Annotated in this window: 24 protein-coding genes; 11 read left to right on the forward strand and 13 right to left on the reverse strand. The window is 61.5% G+C overall.

Translation table 11 applies throughout. The features are described from left to right. Positions 1-75: 75 nt before the first annotated feature. Positions 76-717 carry a dihydrofolate reductase family protein gene (locus tag GR212_RS12295; RefSeq protein WP_163986951.1) on the reverse strand — a complete coding sequence of 214 codons (642 nt, stop codon included), beginning with the start codon at positions 715-717 and terminating at the stop codon, positions 76-78. Positions 718-1,162: 445 nt separating this feature from the next. On the opposite strand from GR212_RS12295, the gene GR212_RS12300 reads away from it, so the two are divergent. The 6 genes from GR212_RS12300 (at position 1,163) to GR212_RS12325 (ending at position 7,089) form a co-directional block, all read left to right on the forward strand. Then, entirely contained in the window at positions 1,163-2,323 is a 1,161-nt protein-coding gene (locus GR212_RS12300; protein WP_163986839.1) for an ABC transporter substrate-binding protein, read from the forward strand. 191 nt (positions 2,324-2,514) lie between these two features. Next, the gene (locus GR212_RS12305) at positions 2,515-3,501 is read left to right on the forward strand and encodes an ABC transporter ATP-binding protein (RefSeq protein ID WP_163986840.1); all 987 of its coding nucleotides are present in this window, start codon (positions 2,515-2,517) and stop codon (positions 3,499-3,501) included. After that, positions 3,498-4,472 (forward strand): ABC transporter permease, encoded by a 975-nt coding sequence (locus GR212_RS12310; protein ID WP_163986841.1) that lies wholly within the window; start codon positions 3,498-3,500, stop codon positions 4,470-4,472. The genes GR212_RS12305 and GR212_RS12310 overlap by 4 nt, the downstream gene beginning before the upstream one ends. Next, a complete protein-coding gene (locus GR212_RS12315; protein WP_163986842.1) occupies positions 4,462-5,277 on the forward strand; it encodes an ABC transporter permease in 816 nt (271 codons plus the stop codon). The genes GR212_RS12310 and GR212_RS12315 overlap by 11 nt, the downstream gene beginning before the upstream one ends. A 14-nt stretch (positions 5,278-5,291) precedes the next feature. Further along, entirely contained in the window at positions 5,292-6,719 is a 1,428-nt protein-coding gene (locus GR212_RS12320) for a gamma-aminobutyraldehyde dehydrogenase (RefSeq protein WP_163986843.1), read from the forward strand. Between the two features lie 196 nt (positions 6,720-6,915). Beyond that, positions 6,916-7,089: a DUF1328 domain-containing protein gene (locus tag GR212_RS12325; protein WP_034483222.1), complete on the forward strand. Its 174-nt coding sequence runs from the start codon at positions 6,916-6,918 to the stop codon at positions 7,087-7,089. Positions 7,090-7,121: 32 nt separating this feature from the next. Here GR212_RS12325 and GR212_RS12330 read toward each other — a convergent pair whose 3' ends face one another. The 11 genes from GR212_RS12330 to GR212_RS12380 form a co-directional block, all read right to left on the reverse strand. Continuing rightward, entirely contained in the window at positions 7,122-7,796 is a 675-nt protein-coding gene (locus GR212_RS12330; RefSeq protein ID WP_163986844.1) for a DUF1345 domain-containing protein, read from the reverse strand. A 207-nt stretch (positions 7,797-8,003) separates the two neighbouring features. Then, on the reverse strand, positions 8,004-8,735 hold the full coding sequence (locus tag GR212_RS12335; RefSeq protein WP_163986845.1) for an SDR family oxidoreductase: 732 nt from the start codon (positions 8,733-8,735) through the stop codon (positions 8,004-8,006). 114 nt (positions 8,736-8,849) lie between these two features. Further along, positions 8,850-9,983, reverse strand: a complete 1,134-nt coding sequence (locus GR212_RS12340) for an extracellular solute-binding protein (RefSeq protein WP_163986846.1) — start codon at positions 9,981-9,983, stop codon at positions 8,850-8,852. After that, positions 9,980-10,441: a MaoC/PaaZ C-terminal domain-containing protein gene (locus GR212_RS12345; protein ID WP_163986847.1), complete on the reverse strand. Its 462-nt coding sequence runs from the start codon at positions 10,439-10,441 to the stop codon at positions 9,980-9,982. Before GR212_RS12345 ends, GR212_RS12340 begins: the two co-directional genes overlap by 4 nt. A 3-nt stretch (positions 10,442-10,444) precedes the next feature. After that, positions 10,445-11,518 carry a Gfo/Idh/MocA family protein gene (locus GR212_RS12350; protein ID WP_163986848.1) on the reverse strand — a complete coding sequence of 358 codons (1,074 nt, stop codon included), beginning with the start codon at positions 11,516-11,518 and terminating at the stop codon, positions 10,445-10,447. Between the two features lie 285 nt (positions 11,519-11,803). Beyond that, complete coding sequence (locus GR212_RS12355; RefSeq protein WP_163986849.1) at positions 11,804-12,133, reverse strand: L-rhamnose mutarotase; 330 nt, start codon at positions 12,131-12,133, stop codon at positions 11,804-11,806. A 13-nt stretch (positions 12,134-12,146) separates the two neighbouring features. Beyond that, positions 12,147-13,259, reverse strand: a complete 1,113-nt coding sequence (locus tag GR212_RS12360; RefSeq protein WP_163986850.1) for a mandelate racemase/muconate lactonizing enzyme family protein — start codon at positions 13,257-13,259, stop codon at positions 12,147-12,149. An 11-nt stretch (positions 13,260-13,270) separates the two neighbouring features. Next, the gene (locus GR212_RS12365) at positions 13,271-14,368 is read right to left on the reverse strand and encodes an ABC transporter ATP-binding protein (protein WP_163986851.1); all 1,098 of its coding nucleotides are present in this window, start codon (positions 14,366-14,368) and stop codon (positions 13,271-13,273) included. Positions 14,369-14,373: 5 nt separating this feature from the next. After that, a complete protein-coding gene (locus GR212_RS12370; protein ID WP_163986852.1) occupies positions 14,374-15,240 on the reverse strand; it encodes a carbohydrate ABC transporter permease in 867 nt (288 codons plus the stop codon). 2 nt (positions 15,241-15,242) lie between these two features. Then, positions 15,243-16,136 carry a carbohydrate ABC transporter permease gene (locus GR212_RS12375; protein ID WP_163986853.1) on the reverse strand — a complete coding sequence of 298 codons (894 nt, stop codon included), beginning with the start codon at positions 16,134-16,136 and terminating at the stop codon, positions 15,243-15,245. Positions 16,137-16,324: 188 nt separating this feature from the next. Beyond that, positions 16,325-17,641 carry a sugar ABC transporter substrate-binding protein gene (locus GR212_RS12380; RefSeq protein WP_163986854.1) on the reverse strand — a complete coding sequence of 439 codons (1,317 nt, stop codon included), beginning with the start codon at positions 17,639-17,641 and terminating at the stop codon, positions 16,325-16,327. A 180-nt stretch (positions 17,642-17,821) separates the two neighbouring features. On the opposite strand from GR212_RS12380, the gene GR212_RS12385 reads away from it, so the two are divergent. The 4 genes from GR212_RS12385 (at position 17,822) to GR212_RS12400 (ending at position 21,254) form a co-directional block, all read left to right on the forward strand. After that, positions 17,822-18,616 (forward strand): IclR family transcriptional regulator, encoded by a 795-nt coding sequence (locus GR212_RS12385; protein ID WP_163986855.1) that lies wholly within the window; start codon positions 17,822-17,824, stop codon positions 18,614-18,616. Between the two features lie 65 nt (positions 18,617-18,681). Beyond that, positions 18,682-19,518, forward strand: a complete 837-nt coding sequence (locus GR212_RS12390; RefSeq protein WP_163986856.1) for an amidohydrolase family protein — start codon at positions 18,682-18,684, stop codon at positions 19,516-19,518. A 31-nt stretch (positions 19,519-19,549) separates the two neighbouring features. After that, positions 19,550-20,095, forward strand: a complete 546-nt coding sequence (locus GR212_RS12395; RefSeq protein ID WP_163986857.1) for a MaoC family dehydratase — start codon at positions 19,550-19,552, stop codon at positions 20,093-20,095. A 1-nt stretch (position 20,096) separates the two neighbouring features. Continuing rightward, positions 20,097-21,254 carry a CaiB/BaiF CoA transferase family protein gene (locus GR212_RS12400; protein WP_163986858.1) on the forward strand — a complete coding sequence of 386 codons (1,158 nt, stop codon included), beginning with the start codon at positions 20,097-20,099 and terminating at the stop codon, positions 21,252-21,254. A 344-nt stretch (positions 21,255-21,598) separates the two neighbouring features. On the opposite strand, the gene tal is transcribed toward GR212_RS12400, so the two are convergent. Further along, a complete protein-coding gene (gene tal, locus GR212_RS12405; protein ID WP_163986859.1) occupies positions 21,599-22,564 on the reverse strand; it encodes a transaldolase in 966 nt (321 codons plus the stop codon). A 501-nt stretch (positions 22,565-23,065) separates the two neighbouring features. On the opposite strand from tal, the gene GR212_RS12410 reads away from it, so the two are divergent. Further along, positions 23,066-24,055 (forward strand): sugar-binding domain-containing protein, encoded by a 990-nt coding sequence (locus GR212_RS12410; protein WP_163986860.1) that lies wholly within the window; start codon positions 23,066-23,068, stop codon positions 24,053-24,055. Positions 24,056-24,162 lie beyond the last annotated feature (107 nt).

Consider the following 24,162-nt stretch of genomic DNA (forward strand, 5'->3'; position numbering starts at 1 on the left):
GTTTGCACAGGGCAGTCAGGAACTGGTGGCGATAAGCAAGACCTCGGGAGCCCCATAGCCTATCAATCTCCAGCTCTACTTCGCGAGAACGATATGCGTGGCTCGCTCCGTCGGAACATGTTCGATCGTCCGGTATCCCAGCGCATGAAGATCAATGCCGCTAAAGAGCGGTTCTCCTTGCCCCAGCGCTGTGGGGACAAAGGCAAGGTGAATTTCATCGACGTGGCCGGCCTGAACATATTGCCTCACCGTCTCGGCACCGCCGCCGATCTTGACGTCCTTTGCGCCCGCCGCCTCGCGCGCCCTTTGCAACGCCTCCTCGATGCCGCCAGTGACAAAGTGAAATGTCGTTCCCCCGAGCATCTCGATCGATGGCCTGGGATAATGCGTCAGTATGAAAGTCGGTGCGTGATAAGGCGGATTGTCACCCCACCAGCCTTTCCACTGATCATCAGGCCACTCCCCGCGAATGGGCCCGAACATGTTTCGGCCGAGGATGAAGGCGCCGAAACCTTGCATCGCGCGTTGGCCGAACCGGTCATCGACGCCCGTTTCTCCGTCGTCTTTTCCGAGCATCTGACGAAACGCCCGCGTCGGGAAGAACCACTGAAAAAGCTCCTCGCCTCGCAAGCCAAGCGGGCGATCCAAACTCTGATCGATGCCCGCGGCGAAACCGTCAAGCGAGACACTGAACCCAGCAACTTTTACTTTAGTCAATTCTACCTCCATACATGCCAGCACTCTAGGGCAGAGATCCGCGCCGGCGCATTGCGGCTAGCTCCGTTCACTAGGACGATTGAGATCGCCGGGAGTCGACAACCTATTTCATTTTTTTTCGATCGCGCTGAATGGATGAAGAACGCGCGTTCGAATACATTCGCCGTTGCCGCCTCCAAACGGCACACCGCGCGGCTCCTGAAACCGCAGCACCGACAACGCTTTGCTTGGATTTAAACTCCAGCCGCGCGTGCTACCATGTCAGTGCCTACGGCGCGGTCTCCCTTCCGTCCCATGACCGAGCCCCTAGGAATCGGAATTTCCGATATCGCCTTTCTGATAAATGAATTTGCGAATGCGGCGAAATCGCGTCACCTTTTCTACCGGGAACAAAAAGCCAGCCACTGGCTCCACAATATCAAGATTCAAAAACCGGGAGAGTCCGATGAAGCATCTGCTGAAATCATGCACGGCTGCACTCGCATGCTTAAGTTTTGCCACGCAGGTCATCGCCGCCGAGCCGCTGAAGACGCTCGGCAAGGGCGAAGGCGCCGTCAGCATCGTCGCCTGGGCCGGCTATATCGAGCGCGGCGAGAGCGACAAGAATTACGACTGGGTAACCGGCTTCGAAAAGGAAACCGGCTGCAAGGTCAGCGTCAAGACCGCGGCGACGTCCGACGAAATGGTCGCGCTGATGAACGAAGGCGGCTTCGACCTCGTCACCGCTTCCGGTGATGCTTCGCTGCGGCTCGTTGCCGGCAAGCGCGTCCAGCCGATCAATATCGACCTGATCCCGAGCTGGAAGAACCTCGACGACCGATTGAAGAATGCGCCATGGCATACGGTCAACGGCGTCCATTACGGGGTTCCCTACCTCTGGGGGCCGAACGTGCTGATGTACAACACGGACGCCTTCAAGGGCGAGGCGCCCAAGAGCTGGAATGTCGTCTTCGAGGAAATGACCCTGCCCGACGGCAAGTCCAACAAGGGCCGCGTGCAGGCCTATGACGGCCCGATCTACATTGCCGACGCCGCCCTCTACCTCATGGCCCACAAGCCGCAACTCGGCATCAAGGACCCTTACGAGCTCAACGAAGACCAGTATAAAGCCGCCCTCGACCTCCTGCGCGGCCAGCGCAAGCTCGTCAGCCGCTACTGGCATGACGCCATGATCCAGACCGACGATTTCAAGAACGAAGGCGTCGTCGCCTCGGGCTCCTGGCCGTTCCAGGTCAATCTCTTGCAGTCCGACAAGCAGAAGATCGCCTCCACCTTCCCCGACGAGGGAACGACGGGCTGGGCGGATACCACCATGCTGCATGCCGACAGCGAGCACCCGAACTGCGCCTATATGTGGATGGAGCATTCGCTCCAGGCCAAGGTCCAGGGTGATGCCGCCGCCTGGTTCGGTGCCGTGCCCTCCGTTCCCGCAGCCTGCAAGGGCAACGAGCTGCTCACCGACAGCGGTTGCGCCACCAACGGCTACGACCACTTCGACAAGATCCGGTTCTGGAAGACGCCCGTCGCCAAGTGCAGCACGCAGAGCGAATGCGTGCCCTATCACCGTTGGGTTTCCGACTATATCGGCGTGATCGGCGGACGGTAGGAACTTACCTTCTCCCCTGGGGGAGAAGGTGGCCCGAAGGGTCGGATGAGGGGGTGGCGCAGCATAGCAAAAGCTGCGTTTCGCTTGCCGCTCAACCCCCGCTTCGCTCCGCTCTTCAGCCCCCTCATCCGCCCTATCGGGCACCTTCTCCCCACGGGGGAGAAGGAAAACAAGTACCCCTGGAGCATCCCATGAACGCCGTTCGTTTCCAGCAGGTGTCGCGCCATTTCGGTCAGGTCCGCGCTGTGGACCGGGTCGATCTGGAAATCGCGCCCGGCGAATTCTTCGCCATGCTCGGCCCTTCCGGTTCCGGCAAGACCACCTGCCTCAGGCTGATTGCCGGCTTCGAGCAACCCACAGGCGGCCATATCGAGATCTTCGGCGAGACCGCCGAAGGCGTGCCGCCCTACCGGCGCAACGTCAACACGGTCTTCCAGGATTATGCGCTCTTTCCGCATCTCAACATCCTCGACAACGTCGCCTACGGGCTGATGGTCAAGGGTGTCGGCAAAAGCGAAAGGCTGCGCGCCGCCGAACAGGCTCTGGAGCTGGTAAAGCTGCCGGGCTATGGCGCCCGCCGCCCCGGTCAGCTCTCCGGCGGCCAGCGCCAGCGCGTGGCGCTCGCCCGCGCCCTCGTCAACAAGCCGAAAGTCCTGCTTCTCGACGAACCGCTCGGCGCGCTGGACCTGAAACTGCGCGAGCAGATGCAGGAGGAACTGAAGACCCTGCAGCGGGCGCTCGGCATCACCTTCGTCTTCGTCACGCATGATCAGGGCGAGGCACTGTCCATGGCCGACCGCGTTGCCGTCTTCAACGATGGCCGCATCGTGCAGCAGGGCACGCCGCACGATATCTACCAGAAACCAAGGACCCGTTTCGTCGCCGATTTCGTCGGCTCTTCCAACGTGATTTCCCCCGACGTCATGTCGTCGCTCGGCGGCGAACGCCGCTGGGCAAGCCTGCGCCCCGAGGCAATCCGTGTGACCGAGGAGAGCGGCGTGGCAGCGACGGTGAAAGCGACGAGTTTCCTCGGTGCCGCTACGCGCCTCTCTGTGGAAGCAAACGGCGCGCGCCTGCATGTGACCGTGCCCGCCGGCCAGTCGGCACCCGACACCGGCGCTGCCGTCCGCCTCGCATGGCTGCCGGCGGATGTGCATTACATGGATGACGCCGCATGAACGCCGCCGCCTTTCCCACCTCGGCACAGCAGGTGCCGGCCTCGATCCTGCCGAGCCGCGGCGGTGTCTTCGGCCGCCTCTCGGATCTCTTCTGGCGCCGCCCGAAGCTGCTGCTGTTCCTGATGCTGACACCGCCGCTGCTCTGGCTCGGCGTCATCTATATCGGCTCGCTAATTGCGCTGCTGCTGCAGAGCTTCTTCTCGATCGACGACTTCTCGGGAATGGTGAACTACCAGTTTACCCTCTCGACCTATGCGCAGCTGCTGAACAGCGCGAACTTCGACATCATCGTGCGCACGGTGGCCATGGCTGCCCTCGTCACGCTGGCCTCCGGCTTCGTCGCCTTCCCCATTGCCTATTATGCGGCGCGCTATGCGCAGGGCAAATGGAAGGCCCTGTTCTATCTCGGCGTCATGCTACCGCTCTGGTCGAGCTATCTGGTCAAGGTCTACGCCTGGAAGCTGATCCTCGCCAAGGAAGGCATCCTCACCTGGATCTTCGACAAGCTGCACCTGAGCTGGCTGCTCGACGGCGTGCTCGCCCTGCCCGTCATCGGCGGCAACTCGCTCTCGGTCAGCTACATCGGCACCTTCCTCGTCTTCGTCTATATCTGGCTGCCCTATATGATCCTGCCGACGCAGGCCGCTCTCGAGCGCGTGCCGGCAAACCTGCTGGAAGCCTCGTCCGACCTCGGTGCCACGCCGAACCAAACCTTCCGCACGGTGCTGTTGCCGCTCGCCCTGCCGGGTGTCGTCGCCGGCTCCATCTTCACCTTCTCGCTGACACTGGGCGATTATATCATCCCGCAGATCATCGGTTCCTCGCGCCTCTTCATCGGCCAGGCCGTCTATACGCAGCAGGGCACCGCCGGCAACGTGCCGCTGGCCGCCGCCTTCTCGGTCGTGCCCATCGTCATCATGGCCATCTATCTCTGGATCGCCAAGAAACAGGGAGCTTTCGATGCGCTCTGATCGTGGCCAACGCGCCTCCTTCCCTTTGAAGATCGCGGCTGCAGGCGGCCTGCTTTTCCTGCACCTGCCGATCCTGCTGATCTTCGTCTATGCCTTCACGACGGAGGAAAAGAGCTACCAGTGGCCGCCTCCGGGACTCACGTTGCAATGGTTCGGCATTGCCTGGAACAGGCCTGATGTCTGGTCGGCATTGGCGCTATCGGTTCAGGTCGCGACCATCGCAACCATCATCGCTCTGCTCCTCGGCACCCTATGCGCCGCAGCCGTCAGCCAGACGAAGTTCTTCGGCCGCGAGGCGGTGTCGTTGCTGGTCATATTGCCGATCGCTCTGCCCGGCATCATCACCGGTATTGCGCTTCGCTCCGCCTTCAGCCTCTTCGACATCCCCTTCTCGGTCTGGACGATCGTTCTCGGCCATGCCACCTTCTGCGTCGTCGTGGTCTACAACAATGCCGTCGCCCGTTTCCGCCGTACCTCCGGTTCGCTGATCGAGGCCTCGATGGATCTCGGCGCCGACGGCTTCCAGACCTTCCGCCATATCGTCCTGCCGAATATCGGCACCGCACTGCTCGCCGGCGGCATGCTCGCCTTCGCGCTGTCCTTCGATGAAGTCATCGTCACCACCTTCACCGGCGGCCAGCAGATGACCTTGCCGATCTGGATGCTGGAGGAACTTATCCGCCCGCGCCAGCGCCCCGTAACCAATGTCGTCGCCATGGTCGTCGTGCTCGTCACCTTCCTGCCGATCCTGGCAGCCTACTATCTTACCCGCGACGGCGACCAGATCGCCGGCGGCGGCAAATGAAAAGGGAGAGAATAATGGATACCCAGATGCTGATCGGCTCCCGCTTCGAAGCGGGTACGGAAACCGAAGAGCGTGTCCTCAACCCGAAGACGGGCGAAACCGTGCTTGCCCTGCCGGAAGCCTCGCTCGGCCAGATCGATGCCGCCGTCGATGCCGCGGAAAAAGCCTTCACCAGCTGGTCGCAGACGACGCCGGGCCAGCGCTCGGCCTATCTCCTCAAGATCGCCGACGCCATCGAGAGGGATGCCGAAGGCTTCGCGGCGCTCGAGGCGCTGAACTGCGGCAAGCCGATCAATGCCGTGCTCAATGACGAGATCCCCGCCATCGTCGATTGCTATCGCTTCTTCGCCGGCGCGGTGCGCAACCTGCATGGCCCGGTCGCCGGCGAATATCTGCCCGGCCATACCTCGATGATCCGCCGTGATCCGGTCGGCATCGTCGGCTCGATCGCGCCTTGGAACTATCCGCTGATGATGATGGCCTGGAAGCTGGCGCCGGCCATTGCCGGCGGCAACACCGTCGTCTTCAAGCCCTCCGAGCAGACCCCGCTGACGGCGCTGAAGATGGCGAAGCTGCTCGCCGATATCCTGCCCGAGGGCGTGGTCAACGTCATCCTTGGCCGTGGCGAAAGCGTCGGCAACGCACTCATCAACCATCCGAAGATCGGCATGGTCTCCATCACCGGCGACGTCGCCACCGGCAAGAAAGTGCTTCAGGCTGCCGCCAAGACGGTCAAGCGCACGCATCTCGAACTCGGCGGCAAGGCGCCCGTCATCATCTTCGACGATGCTGATATCGATGCCGTCGTCACCGGCATCCGGACCTTCGGCTACTACAATGCCGGCCAGGACTGCACCGCCGCCTGCCGCATCTATGCCGATGCCAAGGTCTACGACAATTTCGTCGCCGACCTCACCTCCGCCGTCTCCAGCATCAAGTTCAACCAGGCCGACGACACGGAAAACGAGATCGGCCCGCTGATCTCCAAGCGCCAGCGCGACCGCGTCGAAAGCTTCGTCACCCGCGCTGCCGAACACAAGCACATGGAGATCACCACCGGCGGCAAGACCTCAGGCGAACGCGGCTTCTTCTATGCGCCGACCATCGTTGCCGGCGCCACGCAGGACGACGAGATCGTCCGCCGCGAGGTCTTCGGCCCCGTGGTCTCGGTCACCCGCTTCACCAATCCCGACGACGCCGTTGCCTGGGCCAATGACAGCGACTACGGCCTTGCCTCCTCGGTCTGGACCAAGGATATCAGCCGCGGCATGCAGACGGCCGCGCGGCTGCAATATGGCTGCACCTGGATCAACACCCACTTCATGCTCGTCAACGAAATGCCGCATGGCGGCCTGAAGCAATCCGGCTATGGCAAGGACATGTCGGTCTACGCCATCGAAGACTATACCGCCGTACGGCATGTGATGATCAATCACGGGTGAGGCATAGCTCTCGATTTGACCATCCTTTTCGAGCTTGACGCACCGCTACACCCCCTCTGTCCCTGCCGGGACAGAGGGGGGCCGCACTCTCTGCAACTCCTGCGAAAGCCGGCAATCCCCCATTAATCGAAACGCCTTCGGAACAATTTTCCATCTCCCGCGTCTTTAAAGAGTACAACGCAGAGGAGACTGCTAAATGCTGAAATGGGCTCTTATTTTCTTTGTAGTTTCGCTGATCAGCGGCTTTTTCGGCTTTTCCGGCGTGTCGGCCGCAACCGCAACCATCGCGCGCGTTCTCTTCGCCATCTTCCTGATCATCTTCCTGGTGTTCCTGGTCCTGGCTGTCATGGCAGGCAACGCCGTCGTCTGACGAAACAAGCCGCTATCGTTGAAGGGGCGGGCCTAGATCAGGCTCGCCCCGACATTTATAGCCAGCGCCAGGATCGTCGTATTGAACAGGAACGACAGGATGGCGTGCAGCAGCGCCAGCTTACGCATCGATACGGTGGAAATGCCGATATCGGCGGTCTGCGCCGCCACGCCGATGGTGAAGGAGAAATAGAGGAAGTCCCAATAGATCGGCTCCTCGACCGGCTCGGCGAATTTCAGCCCCTGCCCCTTGCCGGGGCCGCCATAGAAGCGATGCGCGTAGTGGATCGTGAACAGCGTGTGCAGGAACGTCCATGAAATCAGGATCGTCGCGATCGCCACCATGAGGCGGAACAGGCCGACTGCGGGCGGCGCGTCCTTGACGCCCAGCAGATCCAGCACGATCCCGCCAATGCTGGCAACCGCTGCCGCGATCGACAGAAACAGCAGAAATATGTCGGAAAAATCGAGATCGGCGGAGCGTTTGCGAATGCGCTGCGCATCGGCCGTCAGCATCCGGTACAGGCTATAGATAATGTAAACGACGGCGGTCGTATCCCACGCGATAAGCAGGTTGCCGACATTCAATTGCCGGGATGTCAGCAGCAGGAAGACCGCAATGCCTGCAAGTATGGAAATCAGGATCACATGATGCTTGCGCCATAGCACGAACCCTCTGGAGCGATACAAAGGCCCGTTGGCATCCATGCCATTCTCCGATCACAGCCGCGTCTCAACAAATCGATTCGCTGAAAAGAGTGGCAAATAAAAGGAGGCCCCGCAATACGAGACCTCGGTTAGAGCCTTTCCGCTTTTCCTCGAATCGCGAAAACGCTCTATCCTTTTGTTTTTATGCAATTCCGGACGAAAAACCGCTATGCACTTTTCCTGGAATTGCTCCGGGCAAAACGAGGCTCAGGCCGTCCAGCCGCCGTCGATGACATGGGCCTGGCCCGTCGTGAAGCCCGCTTCGTCACCGGCCAGGTAGGTCACCAGCGCGGCGATCTCCTCGGCGGTCGCGATCCGGCCCATCGGCTGGCGCGCGATGAAATCCTTCATCGCCTTGTCATAGTCGCCGGTTGCCCGCAGCCGCTCATGCAGGGAGGGGCTGTCGACCGTGCCGGGGCAAATGGCGTTGGCGCGAATGCCCCTGGAAACGAAATCGGCGGCGATCGACTTGGTAAGCCCGATGACGGCAGCCTTGGAGGCGCAATAGGCAAAGCGATTGGGCACGCCCTTCACGCTGGAAGCGACCGAGGCCATGTTGACGATCGAGCCCTTGCCCTTCTCCAGCATGCCCGGCAGGAAAGTGCGGCAGGTCGTGTACATCGCCTTGGCATTGAGGTTGAAGGAGAAATCCCAATCCTTCTCCTCGCAATCGAGGATCGTGCCGGCATGGACGAAGCCGGCGCAGTTGAAGAGCACGTCGATCGGGCCAATCTCTTCCGCGTAAGCCTTGACCGCCGCACCGTGGAGCACGTTCAATATGTGCTTGGTGGCGCCGTCGAGCGTCGAGAGCGTCTGCTCGTTGATGTCGGTGGCGTAGACATGCGCGCCGAGCGAAATGAAGCGCTCCGCCGAAGCCCGGCCGATGCCCTGCCCCGCCGCCGTGATGACGACCTTCTTGCCTTCCAACCCGTGACCCATAATCCTGATCCTTTCCTCGGGAATATGATCTCATCCATTCCGGCCGCCGGAAAAAATCGCTGGCGACGTCTTGAATAAGATCATGCAATAACAAACAGATGCGCGGTCTTTGCCTTAACCTTCGAACGATTGCGCGAAGCGCCGGTTGAGCTTTTCGATTAGGACTGTATGCCGCTCGCCGGTTCGCAGTCCATCGCTAATCACCTCGGATGCCTCGCTTTGGAATGCCATGTAGCCGTCATGCCGCGGCCGCACATAGGCGCCCTCCAGCGTGGCGCGCGTGTTGCGGTAAAAGCCGAGCGCCGGCGCATTGACGGCATCGCTGACCCAGGCGTCGGCATGGCCGGGCTGACCGTTACCATCGGCATAGATGCCTGCCTGCACCGAACCGCTTGCTATCCAGCGCGCAAAGGCCTTCGCCTCTTCAGGCGCGCGGGTGCGCGACGAAACGGCAATTCCGGTGCCGCCCAGCGCCGAGCCGTTCGGCGCACGGCCGTCGATGACGGGCATATCCGCAAAGGCGATCCTCGCCAGCCTGAATCCGGCAAAGGAATAGTTCACATAGCCGTAGATGAAAGGCGAGGCCAGATAAGGACTGTCGGGCTGCCCCATCAGATCGAGCACGGCGATCGGGTCCATCTCGTAGCAGCGGGCATCCATGGCTGCGACGATCCGCGCCATCCAGTCGAGCACCGCCTCGCCGTCGGCTTTCGCGATGAAGTCAGGTCCCTCGATGCTGCAGGGCGTGCCGAGATGGGCAGCAAGCGTGATGAAAGTCATCAGCGAATGCGGCGGCCGCATCGGCAGGATCGCCTTGCCTTCCGCCGCCAGAGTCACGAACTCGGCAAGATCCCTGACCGGCGCGCCCAGCCGGTCCGGCCGATAGGCCTGCACCTGCGTCGCCGCGTCGAGCGGAAAGGCCCATTGGTGGCCCTGCCAGTTGTAGCTCGGATAGGAGCGCCCGACGGTGCCGGCGGCGATCGCAGCGACTTCCTGCGAGTGCGCCGCATCGTCGAGCGGCAACAGGCAGTTTTCGCGGGTGATCTGCCCGACATGCGGATGATCGATGACGATGAGATCGTAAGCGGCGGCAAGTTCCTCCACCGGGAATGTCTCGAAATCCTGCAGCGAGCGCTTCTCCCAGCTGATTTCGACGCCGGTCTTTTGCTGCCATTGCTTCGAGCAGGCGATCATCGGATCATAGCCGCGCGGATGCGACCAGGTCATTCCCTTGAGCTTCACCATCATGCCTTCTCCGCGCCCGGCTTGCGCTCGACGATCAGGATGTGATCGGCGGCGAGCACGACTTCGTCGCGCTGGTTCAGCACCTCGCAACGCTCGACGACACGGCCGGCCGCCGGCCGCTTCGGATCATCCTCTTTCGCCGAGATGGTGACGCGGGTGCGGATCGTATCGCCGATATGCACCGGACGAACGAAGCGCAGCCGGTCGTAGCCATAGGAAAAGGCGACGGGATTGATGAGCGACGCGGTCAGCCCGACGCCGATCGCGAAGATCATCGTGCCATGCGCGATACGCTGGCCGCCGGGCAAGGTCTTGGCGAATTCGGCATCCATGTGGTGCGGAAAGAAATCGCCGGTATGGCCGGCGTGAACGACAAAATCGGTCTCGGTGATCGTCCGCCCGGTGGTCAGCCTGACATGGCCGGGCTCGTAGTCTTCGAAATAGATGGTTTGCTCTGCCATTTCTCAAGCCTTTGGAAGTTCTGCAATCGGCGTCGCCGGAGCGGCGCTCGACTGATAGGCGGCTTCGACAAGCGCCATGGTCTGCCAGGCATCCTCGACGGAGCCGATCAGTTCCCGATCTTCTCCGGCTGCGAAGCGCTGCAGGTTGGCCATGCGGTTGACGAAAGCATCCGGGAACCAGGCGCCCTCCAGCTTGACCTCCACCCAGTCACTGCCACCCTCGGGACGGATCCAGAGCTCGTCCGGCTCGCCGCGCGGATAGTCGAGGTTGACGCCAAGCTTGATATAGGCGGCTCCCTTCGTGCCTGAGATGCGGAATTCGCAGGCCTGATACTTGCGGCCGAAATCATGGTCGTGATTGACCGAGAGCACGCAGCGTACCTTGTCGCCATAATCGAGGATCGCCGCCGTCCGCGTCTGCGCGACATCGTGGTTGGGGTGGCCAATGGTTTTGGCGTGGATGCCCTGGGGGTTGCCGAGCAGTCCGCGAATGAAATCGAAATAATGGATCGAGTGCATGGCGATCTCGATCCGCGGCAGGCCCTTCAGGAAAGGCCAGAGCCCCCATGGCGTCGCAAGCGCCAGCCAGGCGTCGAAATCGACGACTTCGCCGAGATAGCCCTTGTCAACCGCATCGTAGAGCGCCAGCATCATCGGCGCGAAGCGCAGCTGGAAATTGACGGCCGCCTTGATGTCGCGCTCGCGGCAGACCCTCAGAATCTCGGTGGCCCCGGCAAGATCGCTGCCCATCGGCTTCTGGATCAGCGCGAACGAGCCGCGCGGCAATTTCGCAAGGATCGCGGCATGTGCCGCCGGCGGTGTCGCGAGATCGAAGATCGCACCCTTGACGGCCAGCGCCTCGGCCTCGGACGCAAAGGCGCGAATGCCCCATTGACCGGCAAGTGCCGCCGCCTTTTCGGTATCCGGGTCGTAAAGGCCGGCGACAGGAAAACCGCCTTGCCTGTAAGCCGGAAGATGCGCGTCGTCGACAATGCTGCCGGCGCCGAAAATCACGATCGAACGAGGGTTCGAAGGCTTCGGCCACCACTGGCGGAGGGATTTGGGATCGAAGGTCATTGAAGTGCTCCCGAAGCATTAGCTTTGGAGTTTGCTGAAGCTACACACCCCCCTCTGTCACTACGTGACATCTCCCCCACAAGGGGGGAGATCGTGGGGAACGTTTCGTGCCGCCTCGGGAAACGAATAGCTGTCTTGTCAGCAAATTCGATGCCTGTTGTTTGCGAGAGATAACCGCGAGTGACCAATCTCCCTCCTTGTGGGGGAGATGTCAGCGAAGCTGACAGAGGGGGGTATTCCCTCCCCAGTCTCCCCGCTGGCGGAGTGAGAACCTCTTGTTGGAAGCTAATCATGATGAAACACCTCTTCCATCATGGCCCACCACTCACCTTCCTTGCGGGTCTCGAGCGGCTTCTGGCAGGGTATGCAGACGGACCACCATTCCTGGTTTTTCGGGCTGGCCGCCATCTTGCGCATGTCGGCCGCGAAATCCGTGCCGACATATTCCCAATAGCCGAACAGGAGATTTTCCGGCTCCTTCAGGAAGATCGAATAGTTGGTGATGTTGCATTCGGAGATCAGCGCCAGGATCTCGGGCCAGACGGCCGCGTGAAGCGCCTTGTATTCCGCGACCTTAGCCGGTTCCAGGCCGATCACCATTCCCATCCGCTGCATGGCGCGTTCCTCCTCAGCCGTGGATTTCCCGCGTGAATTCGCCGATCGAGCGCGCCTTCACCGCCTCCCAGTCCCAGGCGATGCCGAGACCGGGCTCGGAAGGAGCCAGCGCCCGGCCATCGACGATCTCCATGCCCTTCGTGGTGAGATCGTCGAGCTGCGGGATGTATTCGACATATTTCCCGTTCGGCACGGCGCAGACGAGGCTGACATGCAGCTCCATCAGGAAGTGCGGGCAGACCGGAATGTCGAAGGCCTCGGCGGCATGGGCCACCTTCAGCCAGGGCGTGATGCCGCCGATGCGGGCGACGTCCACCTGGACGATCGAGCAGGCGCCCTTCTGCATATACTCACGGAAATGCCGGATCGAATACATGGATTCGCCGACCGCGATCGGCGTCGGCGTCGAGCGCGTCAGCCGGATATGGCCGTCGAGATCGTCGGCCGGCAGCGGTTCCTCGATCCAGGCGAGGTCCAGCTCCTTCAGCCGCGCGGCGCGGCGGATCGCCTCGTCGACGGTAAAGCCCTGATTGCAGTCCGTCATGATCTCGAAGCCGGAGCCGAGCGCCAGGCGCATCGCCGCAAGCCGGTCGTAATCCTCGGAGCCATGCGGCTTGCCGATCTTGACCTTCGAGCCGGAAAAGCCCTTGGCCTTCGCCTGCAGGGCGTCCTCGACCAAGGCTTCCTTCTCGATATGCAGCCAGCCGCCCTCTGTGGTGTAGAGCGGGCAACGGTCCTTGGCGCCGCCGGCGAGCTTCCAGAGCGGCAGGCCCTGCTTCCTGGCCCGCAGGTCCCACAGCGCCGTGTCGATGGCGGCGAGCGCCAGCGCGGTGATGGGCCCGATGGTCGTCGCGTGAGTGGCGAATTCCAGCTTGTGCCAGATCGCCTCGATGCGATCGGCATCCTCGCCGATCAGAAGCGGCACCAGATGGTCGGACAGCAGCCGCATGACGGAAGAGCCGCCGGTACCGATCGTATAGCTGTAGCCGGTGCCGACGGTGCCGTCGCTGTCGGTGATGGTGACGATCGGCGTTTCCTGGCTGACGAAACTCTGGATCGCATCCGTCCGCTTCACCTTCGGCGGCAGGTCGACCATGCGCAGCTCAATTTTTTCGATACGTGCCATGGGTCGGCTCCTTAGTTTGCCAGGCTCTTGCCGGTTTCGACGGAGAAGAGGTGCGCCTGACTGAGGTCGAAGCTCATCTTCAGCCGTTCGCCGCTCTTCAGCGCGCGCGGATTGAGCATGCGGGTCACCCATTCGCGCCCGGCGAATTCGACGAAGACGAGCGTCTCGTTGCCGAGCGGCTCGGTGATAGCGACAGGCAGCGTCAGTTCGTATACGGCCGATTCCGTGCCGGAATGCAGACCGTGACCGGTCGGGAAGATATCGTCGGGCCTGAGGCCGAAGGCGACCTTCTCGCCTTCCTTGACCTTGCCGGCAAACTGGCTCGGCAGCGGCAGCCGGTCGTCGTTCTTGAACACGAGTTCGCCCGCCTTCACGGTGGCCTCCTCGATATTCATCGGCGGCGAACCGATGAAGCCGGCGACAAAGCGCGTGGCGGGCTTCTTGAACACCTCGTCCGGCGTGCCGACCTGCTCGATATAGCCATCGCGCATGATGACGATACGGTCGGCCAGCGTCATGGCTTCGACCTGGTCGTGCGTGACATAGACCACGGTCGACTGCACCTTGGCATGCAGTTTCTTGATCTCGGTGCGCATCTGCGTGCGCAGCTTGGCATCGAGGTTCGACAGCGGCTCGTCGAACAGGAACACTTCCGGCTGGCGCACGATGGCGCGGCCCATGGCGACGCGCTGGCGCTGACCGCCGGAAAGCTGCGCCGGGCGACGATCCATCAGGGCCTCGAGGCTCAGAATGGCAGCCGCCTCGTTGACGCGCCGGTCGATCTCGGCCTGTGGCTGCTTGGCGATCTTCAGCGAAAAGCCCATGTTCTCGCGCACGGTCATATGCGGATAAAGCGCATAGGACTGGAACACCATGGAGATGTTGCGGTCGCGCGGCGGCAGGTCGTTGACGACGGTATCGCCGATCTCGATCGTACCGCCTGAAACCTCTTCGAGGCCGGCGATCATGCGCAGCGTCGTCGACTTGCCGCAGCCGGACGGGCCGACGAGCGCGATGAACTCCTTGTCCGCGATATCGAGATCGATCCCGTGGACGATTTCCAGAGCGCCATAGCGCTTCACGAGTTTTTTGAGGGAAACCTGAGCCATGAAGATCAACCTTTGACCGCACCGAATGTCAGACCCGACACCAGATGCTTCTGAATGATGAAAGTGAGAGCGAGCGCCGGAATGATCATCACGACCGCGAGCGCGCACATGCCGCGCCAGTCGATGGTGAATTCGGCCGTATAGTCGAGCAGGCCCACGGGCAGCGTCTTGGAATCGACGGAGCGCGTCAGCTGCGAGGCCAGGGCATATTCGTTCCAGCAGGTGAGGAAGGCGAAGATGCCTGCCGATGCGATGCCGGGGCCGGCAAGCGGGAATTCCACCTGCCAGAAGGCCTGCCAGCGGGTGCAGCCATCGATCTGCGCGGCTTCTGCAAGATCCTTCGGCACCTGCCGGAAGAAGCCGTCGATCAGCCATATGGTGAAGGGCACGTTCAGCGCGACATAGGTGAGGATCAGGCCGAAATGCGTGTCGATGATGCCGAGCCGCGCATAGACCATGAACAGCGGCAGCGACAGAGCAACGCCGGGCACGGAGCGCGTCAGCATCAGCCCCAGGAACACGGCCGACTTGCCGCGAAAGCGGAAGCGGGCGAAGGCATAGCCGCCGGACATGCCGATCACCAACGCGATGGCAGTCGAGGTGACGGAGATGACGAGCGAATTGCGGAAATACTCCCAGACGGGAATGCCGCCCTGCCCCACGCCGCTGAACATCGAGCGATAGGCTTCCAGCGAAAGCTCTTGCGGAATCCAGACCGCCGGCTTCGCCATGATTTCGACGGTCGGGCGCAGCGAGCTGATGATGATCCAGAAGCCCGGCAGGCAGATGATGAGCATCGCGATGAAGAGGCCGATGAGATAGACGACTTTCCCGATACGGCGATGCAGGCGTTGTTGAGCGTTGCGATCCATGATTACCACTCCGCTCCGATCTGGGTGCGGGCAAGCGCCAGCTTACGGAAGAAATAGACTGTGAAGGCGATCGACAGAATGATCGAGACATAGGCCATGGCGTTGGCGAGCCCCATCTGCGCATCGGCATAGGCGGTACGCCCGACCAGCGTCCAGATCAGCTCCGTGCGCCGCGCCGGGCCGCCATCGGTCATGATCTTGACAATGTCGTAGGCGCGAGCGACGTCGAGCGAACGGATCGTCATGGCGATGAAGGCAAAGGGCATAAGGAACGGCCAGGTGACATAGCGGAAGGTCTGCCAGCTCGTACAGCCGTCGACCTTGGCGGCCTCGACGGGCTCCTGCGGCATGGCAAGCAGGCCGGCGAGAATGAGGATGGCGAAGACCGATGTCGAAGACCAGACCTCGGCGATGACAATGGACAGCAGCGCCAGATTACCGTCGATCAGCCAGGGGATCGCATCATTGGTAATGCCGAGCGACTGCAGGGCATTGTTGATGATGCCGACATTGTCGTTGAACATGAATTTGAACTGGAAGCCGACGAGCACGGGCGAAAACATCATCGGAAACATCATCAGCGTGCGCAGGATGCGCTTGCCGTGCGTCGCCTTGTTGACCAGCAGGGCCAATCCCAATCCGAGCAGCATTTCCAGGTTGAGCGCGATCGTCAGCAGCACGACGGTCCGCACGAAAGCAGCCAGGAACACCGGATCCGTCAGGATGCGGATGTAGTTGCGCAGGCCGATGAAGGTAAAGAGCGTCGCCGGCCGGGTCAGGCGAAACGGCGTGAAGCTCGAATAGAAGGACAGAAGCAACGGAAACAGCACCACGGCCGCAAGGACGATGATCGCCGGAAGAAGAAGCAGGACCGGTGGAGATATTCTTTTGAGCATGGTTTGCACCTGTCGGCATTCCTCGGCAGCGTGGCCCGGACTGCGTGGAATGAATTACCTGGGACCGAGAAGCCGGCAGAAAACCGGCTGAACAGACCGGCCCCTTGCGGTGCCGACCGAAAGCCATTCTCGAAGTCAGATTGCGGAAGTCCCGCGCGGTCGAATGCGCGGGACTTCGATTGCGTGGCTTAGAGCGCGCCTGCGTCCTTCAGGACATCCGTGGCCTTCTGGGCTGCGGTATCGAGCGCTTCCTTGGACGTCTTGTCGCCGAGGATGGCGGCCTGGAGTTCGGGATAGACGACGTTGGAAATCTCGATCCATTGCGGCGTGCGCGGAACCGGGAAGGCGTATTTCATCGATTCCTGGAAGGTGCTCAGCACTTCCTTCTTGTAGGGGTCGGAAGCCGCCTGCTGGATATCCCAATCCCAGACCGCCTTGCGGGTCGGCAGCGTGCCGTTGGCGGCTTCGAGCTTCTGCGAGTCGTCGTTCGTCAGGAACAGGACGAGCGAAGCGGCCGCATCCTTGTGGGCGCAGGCTTCGGTCACCGAGAAGCCGTGATGGCCGGACCAGCCGGTGTGCTTGCCGGAGGAGCCGACGGGCTGCACGACGACGCCGACATTGCCGGCGACCTTCGAGGACTTCGGATCGTTGAAATAGGTCGCCCAGCCCGGCCAGTCGAGATCGAGCGCGACGGAGCCGGAAGCAAAGCCGGCGCCAAGGTCGTCCCAGAGATAATTGGTCGTGCCGGCCGGAACCGCCTTGACCTTGTACATGTTGACGAACCAGTCGAGCGCACGCACGCCGGCTTCGGAGTTGAAGGCAGGCTTGCCGTCCTTGTCGAGATATTCGCCGCCTTCCGCGACCAGCATTTCATAGAAGCGGCCGTTGATCGCCTCTTCCTTGCCGGGGAACTGCGTGCCGAAGAAGTTCGGCGGGTTGGAGAAGAAGGTCGCCTGATCGGAGACTTCCTTCCAGGTCTTCGGCGGCGCGAGGTCGTAGCCGTACTTCGCCTTGAAGGCCGTCTTCTTGGCCTCGTCGTTATAGAGGCTCTTCTGATAGTAGAGCGCCGAAACGTCGAACTGGGCGCGCGGCAGCATGATCAGGCGGCCGTCGATGGTCGAGGCCTGGATGGTCGATTCGACGTACTTGTCGATTTCTTCCTTCGGCAGAAGCTTGGAAAGATCGGTGTAAAGGTCAGGATACTGCGGCGCGAAGGACGAATGGTTCGAGCCGACGCACCAGGAAATGCTGCCCGAGGCCATGTCGGACTTGATTTCCTTGTCGAGCTCGAAGTGGTTCTTCTTGGAGAGAATGTTGACCTTGGCGCCCGTTTCCTTCTCCCACTCGGCAATGCGCGCATAAAGCGGCTCGTATTGCTGACCGCCGATGAGCTTGGCGTCGATCGTCACACCCGGAAATTTGCCCGGCTGATCGGCGGCGAAGACCGCCGTACCGGCAAGCAATGCCATCGTGCCGGCAGCGAGACCGGCCTTCCAATTCCTCATCGAAGTTCCTCCCTTAAGATCGGACCCCTTGTCCGATTCCCCTCTCGACCCAAATATGGATCAATGATTTATAAGTAAACATCTTATTCATTGGCCGTCAAGCCGTGATCGCGCGCTTGTAAAATGCATTCATTCATATATGAATGATGATTCATGTTTCTTCGCATGGGGGACTTGTTGATGAGTGTGGAAGACGACAGTGATCGCTATCGCGCGCCGGCCCTGGACAAGGGGCTCGACATATTGGAGCTGCTGGCGACGATCGACGGCGGCCTGACACAGGCGGAAATCGCCAAGGCGCTCAACAAGAGCCCGAACGAATTCTACCGCATGCTCGATCGCCTGGTGCGGCGCGGCTATGTGCAAAGGCAGGACGGCGATCGGTTCTACCTGACCCTCAAGCTCTTCGGTCTGGCGCATTATCATGCGCCGGTGCGCCGGCTCGTATCCTTCGCCACGCCGCTGATGCGCGAATTTTCCAACCGCGCCGAGCAGGCCTGTCATCTGGCGATCTACGACCGCGGCTCGGTGGTCGTCATCGCCCAGCAGGATTCACCGACCTATTGGGGCATCTCGATCCGCGTCGGCGCCCAGATCAATCTCTACAATACCGGGTCGGGTCACATCCTCCTGGCGTTCCGCGACGACAAGCAGCGCCAGATGATGATCAACGAACAGCGGCGCCAGCAGGATCAGGAGGGTGAAGAGCCCCCCGCCGATCTCGAGGAGAAGCTGCGGGCAATCCGCGAAAAGGGCTATGAGACCATGGACAGCCTGCAGACGAGCGGCGTGCGCAACATTTCCGCCCCGGTCCTGGCCATGGACGGCAATGGGCTTGCCGCGCTCACCTGCCCCTATATCGAGCCCGTCAACCCCAAGGCGCCCACTTACGATCAAGTCATCCAATATGTGCGGGAGGCGGCAAAGGAGATTTCCGAAACCGTGGCCGGCACGGTCGACAAAGCCGAGCTATAATTTTTATTTGAATAAACTATTCTTCTGTGAGTATATGCTGAGCAAGCAGGTATGGGAGGAACGCCATGCTTTTCGACAGTCATTTGCACATCGTCGACCGGAAACACCTCGCCTATCCCTGGCTGGCGGACGCCGGCCCGCTTGATCGCGACAGCCTTTACGGGGACTATGCGCGCGAGGCCAGGCGGCTCGGGATCACCGATACGCTTCACATGGAAGTCGATGTCGCCGAAGACGATATCGAACGGGAGACGGAATATGTCAAAGGCCTGAGCCGGGAGCCTGGCAGCCTGCTGCGCGGCGTTATCGCCGCCTGCCGCCCCGAAAGCGCCGGCTTCCCCGCCTATCTCGAACGCGTGCTCGCCGACCCCTTCGTCAAAGGTTTCCGGCGGGTGCTGCATGTCGTGCCTGACAATGTCTCCGAGGGCGCTCTGTTTCGCGAAAACCTGAGGCGGCTCGGCAATACCAACCTTACCTTCGATCTCTGCGTCTTGCCGCACCAGATATCCAAGGCGATCGCGCTGATCGACCTCAATCCCGATATCCGCTTCGTCCTCGATCATTGCGGCGTACCCGCCGTGAAGGACGGGCTCAGCGAAAGCTGGTCCTCGGGCATCACCGAAGTTGCGAAGCGGCCGAACGTCACCGTGAAGATTTCCGGCGTCGTCGCCTATGCCGACCCCGATGACTGGACGCCGGAAACGCTGCGTCCCTTCGTCGAACATTGCATCGCGCGCTTCGGCTGGGATCGCGTCATCTGGGGCAGCGACTGGCCGGTCTGCACGCTCGGCGGCAATCTCTCCACCTGGGTCGCCGCCACCCATGCGCTGATGCAAGGCGTAAGCGATGACGAACGCAACAGACTTTATCATCTCAATGCCAAGCGCCTCTGGTCTCTTTGAGACCGGAGGATTTCCAGCGAAAGACACAGCCATGACCGCCACCGTCGGCGTATCCAGCACCTATCCGAAGACCATGCCGGCCGATCACGCCGAAATCCCAGTCTGGAACGCGGAAAACTGGTTCTACGAGGATTTCGAGGTCGGCCACAGGATCCGCTCGCTGCGCCGTACGATCTCGGAGGGCGAGTCCCAGCAGTTCAATGCGCTGGTGCTCGACATGCATCCTTACGTCAGCGACCAGATCTTCGCCGAAACCGAGGGCCTGTTCGGCAAGCGGCTCGTCGCCGGCGCCTTCGTCTTTTCCGCCGGCCTGGGTCTCGTCGCCACCAACTGCGTCAACGCCTTTTCCTATGGCTACGATAAGCTGCGCTTCATCAAGCCCACTTTCATCGGCGATACGATCTACACCATCCGCACCAATCTCGATAAGCAGCCGAAATATGCCGAGCTCGGCCTGATCCGCTCCTCCTACGAAGTCTTCAAGGGCGAAGGCGAGCTGGTGCTCTATTGCGAGCATATCCAGACCGTGCGCTACAAGAACGGCCGGCCGTCGGACGCGCCGCCGCTGAAAGCCTGACATGAATACGAAAAACGAAGAGGGCCTGCTCTCCGGCATCGTCGTGCTGGACATGAGCCAGTTTCTTGCCGGCCCGATGGCGGCCCTACGGCTCGGCGATCTCGGCGCGCGCGTCATCAAGATCGAGCGGCCCGATGGCGGCGACCTCTGCCGGAGGCTCTATCTCAGCGACACGGAAATCGGCGGCGATTCCACGCTCTTTCACGCCATCAACCGCGGCAAGGAAAGCTTTGCCGTCAATATGAAGGACGAAAACGACCTGCGGGAGCTGCGGACGCTGATTGCCAAGGCCGACGTCGTCATCCAGAACTTCCGCCCCGGCGTCATCGAAAGGCTCGGCCTCGATTACGCCGCCGTTGCCGCGATCAATCCCCGCATCGTCTATGGCAGCATCACCGGATACGGCCCCGACAACGAATGGCGCCACTTTCCCGGCCAGGATCTGCTGGCGCAGGCCCGCTCCGGCGTCATGTGGCTGAACGGCGAGGCCGATGACGGCCCGGTGCCCTTCGGGCTCGCCGTCGCCGATATGCTGGCCGGCAATCTGCTCGTTCAGGCCATTCTCGCCGGGCTCGTGCGGCGCGGCGTCACCGGCCGCGGCGTGCATGTGGAGACGAGCCTGCTGGAAGCGCTGGTCGATTTCCAGTTCGAGGTGCTGACGACGCACCTGAACGACGGCGGCCGTCTGCCGAAGAAATCCGCCGTGCGCAATGCCCACGCCTATCTGGCCGCGCCCTATGGTGTCTATCGCTGCGCCGATGGCTGGCTGGCGCTGGCGATGATGCCCCTGTCGAAACTCGCACCGCTGCTGGATCTGCCGGTCCTTGCCGAATACACGCCTGACGGTGCCTTCCAGCACCGCGACGAGATCAAGAGCCTGATCGCCAGCCGTCTTCAGGAAAAGACGGTTCAGCAATGGCTCGCCATATTGGAGCCCGCCGATATCTGGGCGGCCGAAGTGCTGGATTGGCCGCAGCTGCTGCAAAGCGCGGCCTTCCGCCAGCTCGACATGCTGCAGACGGTGACGCGCGACGACGGCGTGTCGGTGCGCACGACCGCAAGCCCGATCCGGGTGAATGGCGTCAGAGCCAAGAATAGCCTGGCGGCGCCGACGATCGGCAGTGAGTCGGACAAGGTCAGGGCGGAGTTTATTGGGTAGGTCATCTCCGGCCTCGCATCCACCGCGCCTGTGATACCCCCCTCTGTCACTATCGTGACATCTCCCCCACAAGGGGGGAGATCGTTGGGGCGCATCACCACCTCCACAAGATGAAGCAAAGTAGCTCAGCAGATACGATGCCTGTTGTTTTGCGATAGCAACGCTGCGGATTGCCAATCTCCCCCCTTGTGGGGGAGATGTCCCGACAGGGACAGAGGGGGGTATCGCGGTTGCGCCATGCTCAAAAGTTCCGTGCGCCCTCGATAATACAAAAAGGGGCGCCGCATCTCTACGGCACCCCCTCAATTGAAATGCTCCCCCCTAAAGAGAGAAGCAAAGTCGCATTAAGCAGCAGCGAGCTGCAGTTCCTTGCTGACCATGGCGCGCAGCGTGCCGAGGTCCTTGGCGAAGGCGCGGATGCCTTCGGAGAGCTTCTCGGTTGCCATAGCGTCTTCGTTCATCATCCAGCGGAAGGTCTTTTCGTCGACAGCGATCTTTTCGACGGAACCCTTGTTCTCCGGCGAGAGCTTGCGCTCCAGCTTGCCTTCGTCCTTGGACAGTTCGTCGAGCAGGTTCGGGCTGATCGTCAGGCGGTCGCAGCCGGCCAGCGCTTCGATTTCGCCTGTGTTGCGGAAGGAGGCGCCCATGACGATCGTCTTGATGTCGTTGGACTTGTAGTAGTGGTAGATGTCACGAACCGAGATAACGCCCGGATCTTCCTCTGCCGTGTAGTCCTTGCCGGTCGACTTCTTGTACCAGTCGAGGATACGGCCGACGAAGGGCGAGATCAGGAATGCCTTGGCATCGGCGCAGGCAATGGCCTGGGCCTTGCTGAAGAGCAGCGTCAGGTTGCAGTCGATGCCTTCCTTCTGCAGCACTTCGGCGGCACGGATGCCTTCCCAGGTGGAGGCGAGCTTGATCAGGATGCGGTCGCGCTCGATGCCGCGCTCCTTGTAGGCGGCGATGATGGCGCGGGCCTTGGCGAGCGACGCTTCGGTGTTGAAGGACAGGTCGGCGTCGACTTCGGTCGAGACGCGGCCCGGAACGAGACCGGAGAGCGCCGCGCCGACCGAGATTGCCAGACGATCGGCAACGGCGTGGACGACGGCTTCCGACGCGCCGCCCTGCTTCTTGCCCCAGGCGACGGCTTCCTTGATCGCATCGGCGAACATCGGCGTACCGAGCGCCTTCAGCACGATGGTCGGGTTGGTGGTGCAATCCACCGGCTTCAGGCGAGCGACTGCCTCGATATCGCCGGTATCGGCCACGACCGTCGTCATGGCGCGGAGTTGGTCAAGCTTGGAAGTCATAACAGGTATCCTTGTTGAATGAGGCCCATGGGGATGGGAGATGTCGGGCAGCGTATTCCGTCTTTTTATCCGACGGGCTCGAAGGCGTCAGGGATGCAGCCTTCCTTCTCCTATGTTTCGGTAACGGGATAAAAAGTGCGAAAGTTCCATTTCCGGTGAACGGCCGAGCGGTGAAGAGACAACACTCCGAAAACAAGCTTTCCGCCGGCACCGGGCGCCCTATATGGCTCCCTGTCCGGCCTGGCATCTGCTCGGAGCAGCACTCGCACATTGTCCTCCTCGACTGGACAAGACCGAATTCCTCACTGCTGACTATCAGCAATCTCGCACCGAAAAGTCAAGGACATTTGTGCAATTCGATTGACATAAGTTTCATGTCATAGAATATCGGCAGCAGAAGAGCCGATCTCGCCTGCTCCCACCATCCGCCATAGCCACATCTCGCATCCCGGGCGGATCATGACCTTAAATGGCGCGGGCGACAATCTTGCCGGAGGACCTGTGGCCAAACTGAGACGCGGAACCCATACCGCCTATTCGGAGACCTCGTCGCTGAGGCTTCGCGCCGCATGGCTCTATTACAATCAGGGCCTGACGCAGAAGGACGTTGCCGAGCAGCTCGGCATCAGCCGCACCACCGTCATCCGCCTGCTGGACGAGGCGATGCGCCGCGCCGAGGTGCAGATCTGGATCACCGAGGGCATCGACGATTGCGTCGAGCTGGCCATCAAGCTCGAACGCACCTACGGGCTGGACGAAGCGATCGTCGTACCCGCGCCGGCGAACGGCGACGTCAATGCGCAGGCAAAGAGCGTCGGCCTGGCGCTCGGCCAGTTCCTGACGGAAGCCATCCCCGACAATTATACGATCGGTGTCGGCTGGGGCCGGACGATGACGGCCTCGCTCGCGAGCTTCCGCCCTCCCCGCCGCGACAATTGCAAGGTGGTCTCCCTGCTCGGCGGCATCGTCGCCGTCCACCAGACCAATCCGATCGACTATACATGGCGCCTGGCCAGCCAGCTCGGCGCGGAATGCTACATGTTCCTGGCGCCGCTCCTGGTCGATTCCGTCGAGACCAAGCGCAATCTGATCGAAAAATGCGGCCTCGAAGCCATCTACCGGCTGGCGGAGAACCTCGATCTCGCCATCGTCAGCTGCGGCGACATCGGCCCGCAATCGACCTCGCTTTCGGAAGGCTTCATCTCGAAGCGCGAGCTGGAGGAATTGATCGAGGCCGGCTGCGTCTGCGACACCATGTTCAACTTCCTCGACGCCGAGGGCAATTCCGTCGATCATCCGATCAACAAGCGGGTGATGTCCGTGGATCTTGATACGCTCAAGAAGGCGAAGCACATCGTCATTTCCTCCGGCGGCGCCCACCGCGCCCAGGCGATCAGCGCGACCATCAAGCGCATCGGCTGCAATACGTTGATCACGGATGAAAGCGCCGCCAAGGCATTGCTGCAGATGGCTATGGCGAAGGCGGCTTGAGGAGACGGCTGTCAGCTCCGTATTCGGCGAAAGTGCGATACCCCCTCTGTCACTGTCGTGACAGAGGGGGTACTGCGGGCTCGGCAAACTCCGAACCTGCGAAAACA

This window comes from Martinezella lusitana (assembly GCF_010668395.1).
In the GTDB taxonomy this organism is placed as follows: Bacteria; Pseudomonadota; Alphaproteobacteria; order Rhizobiales; family Rhizobiaceae; genus Rhizobium; species Rhizobium lusitanum_A.

What these genes read in the sequence shown, in the direction of transcription:
- GR212_RS12300 (WP_163986839.1), top strand. Translation starts at nt 1,163, where the DNA reads ATGAAGCATCTGCTGAAATCATGCACGGCTGCACTCGCATGCTTAAGT.
- GR212_RS12330 (WP_163986844.1), bottom strand. Translation starts at nt 7,796, where the DNA reads ATGGATGCCAACGGGCCTTTGTATCGCTCCAGAGGGTTCGTGCTATGG.
- GR212_RS12345 (WP_163986847.1), bottom strand. Translation starts at nt 10,441, where the DNA reads ATGGCAGAGCAAACCATCTATTTCGAAGACTACGAGCCCGGCCATGTC.
- GR212_RS12315 (WP_163986842.1), top strand. Translation starts at nt 4,462, where the DNA reads ATGCGCTCTGATCGTGGCCAACGCGCCTCCTTCCCTTTGAAGATCGCG.
- GR212_RS12320 (WP_163986843.1), top strand. Translation starts at nt 5,292, where the DNA reads ATGGATACCCAGATGCTGATCGGCTCCCGCTTCGAAGCGGGTACGGAA.
- GR212_RS12335 (WP_163986845.1), bottom strand. Translation starts at nt 8,735, where the DNA reads ATGGGTCACGGGTTGGAAGGCAAGAAGGTCGTCATCACGGCGGCGGGG.
- GR212_RS12360 (WP_163986850.1), bottom strand. Translation starts at nt 13,259, where the DNA reads ATGGCACGTATCGAAAAAATTGAGCTGCGCATGGTCGACCTGCCGCCG.
- GR212_RS12395 (WP_163986857.1), top strand. Translation starts at nt 19,550, where the DNA reads ATGACCGCCACCGTCGGCGTATCCAGCACCTATCCGAAGACCATGCCG.
- GR212_RS12305 (WP_163986840.1), top strand. Translation starts at nt 2,515, where the DNA reads ATGAACGCCGTTCGTTTCCAGCAGGTGTCGCGCCATTTCGGTCAGGTC.
- GR212_RS12385 (WP_163986855.1), top strand. Translation starts at nt 17,822, where the DNA reads ATGAGTGTGGAAGACGACAGTGATCGCTATCGCGCGCCGGCCCTGGAC.
- GR212_RS12400 (WP_163986858.1), top strand. Translation starts at nt 20,097, where the DNA reads ATGAATACGAAAAACGAAGAGGGCCTGCTCTCCGGCATCGTCGTGCTG.
- GR212_RS12390 (WP_163986856.1), top strand. Translation starts at nt 18,682, where the DNA reads ATGCTTTTCGACAGTCATTTGCACATCGTCGACCGGAAACACCTCGCC.
- GR212_RS12375 (WP_163986853.1), bottom strand. Translation starts at nt 16,136, where the DNA reads ATGCTCAAAAGAATATCTCCACCGGTCCTGCTTCTTCTTCCGGCGATC.
- GR212_RS12355 (WP_163986849.1), bottom strand. Translation starts at nt 12,133, where the DNA reads ATGCAGCGGATGGGAATGGTGATCGGCCTGGAACCGGCTAAGGTCGCG.
- GR212_RS12350 (WP_163986848.1), bottom strand. Translation starts at nt 11,518, where the DNA reads ATGACCTTCGATCCCAAATCCCTCCGCCAGTGGTGGCCGAAGCCTTCG.
- GR212_RS12365 (WP_163986851.1), bottom strand. Translation starts at nt 14,368, where the DNA reads ATGGCTCAGGTTTCCCTCAAAAAACTCGTGAAGCGCTATGGCGCTCTG.
- GR212_RS12380 (WP_163986854.1), bottom strand. Translation starts at nt 17,641, where the DNA reads ATGAGGAATTGGAAGGCCGGTCTCGCTGCCGGCACGATGGCATTGCTT.
- tal (WP_163986859.1), bottom strand. Translation starts at nt 22,564, where the DNA reads ATGACTTCCAAGCTTGACCAACTCCGCGCCATGACGACGGTCGTGGCC.
- GR212_RS12310 (WP_163986841.1), top strand. Translation starts at nt 3,498, where the DNA reads ATGAACGCCGCCGCCTTTCCCACCTCGGCACAGCAGGTGCCGGCCTCG.
- GR212_RS12340 (WP_163986846.1), bottom strand. Translation starts at nt 9,983, where the DNA reads ATGATGGTGAAGCTCAAGGGAATGACCTGGTCGCATCCGCGCGGCTAT.
- GR212_RS12370 (WP_163986852.1), bottom strand. Translation starts at nt 15,240, where the DNA reads ATGGATCGCAACGCTCAACAACGCCTGCATCGCCGTATCGGGAAAGTC.
- GR212_RS12325 (WP_034483222.1), top strand. Translation starts at nt 6,916, where the DNA reads ATGCTGAAATGGGCTCTTATTTTCTTTGTAGTTTCGCTGATCAGCGGC.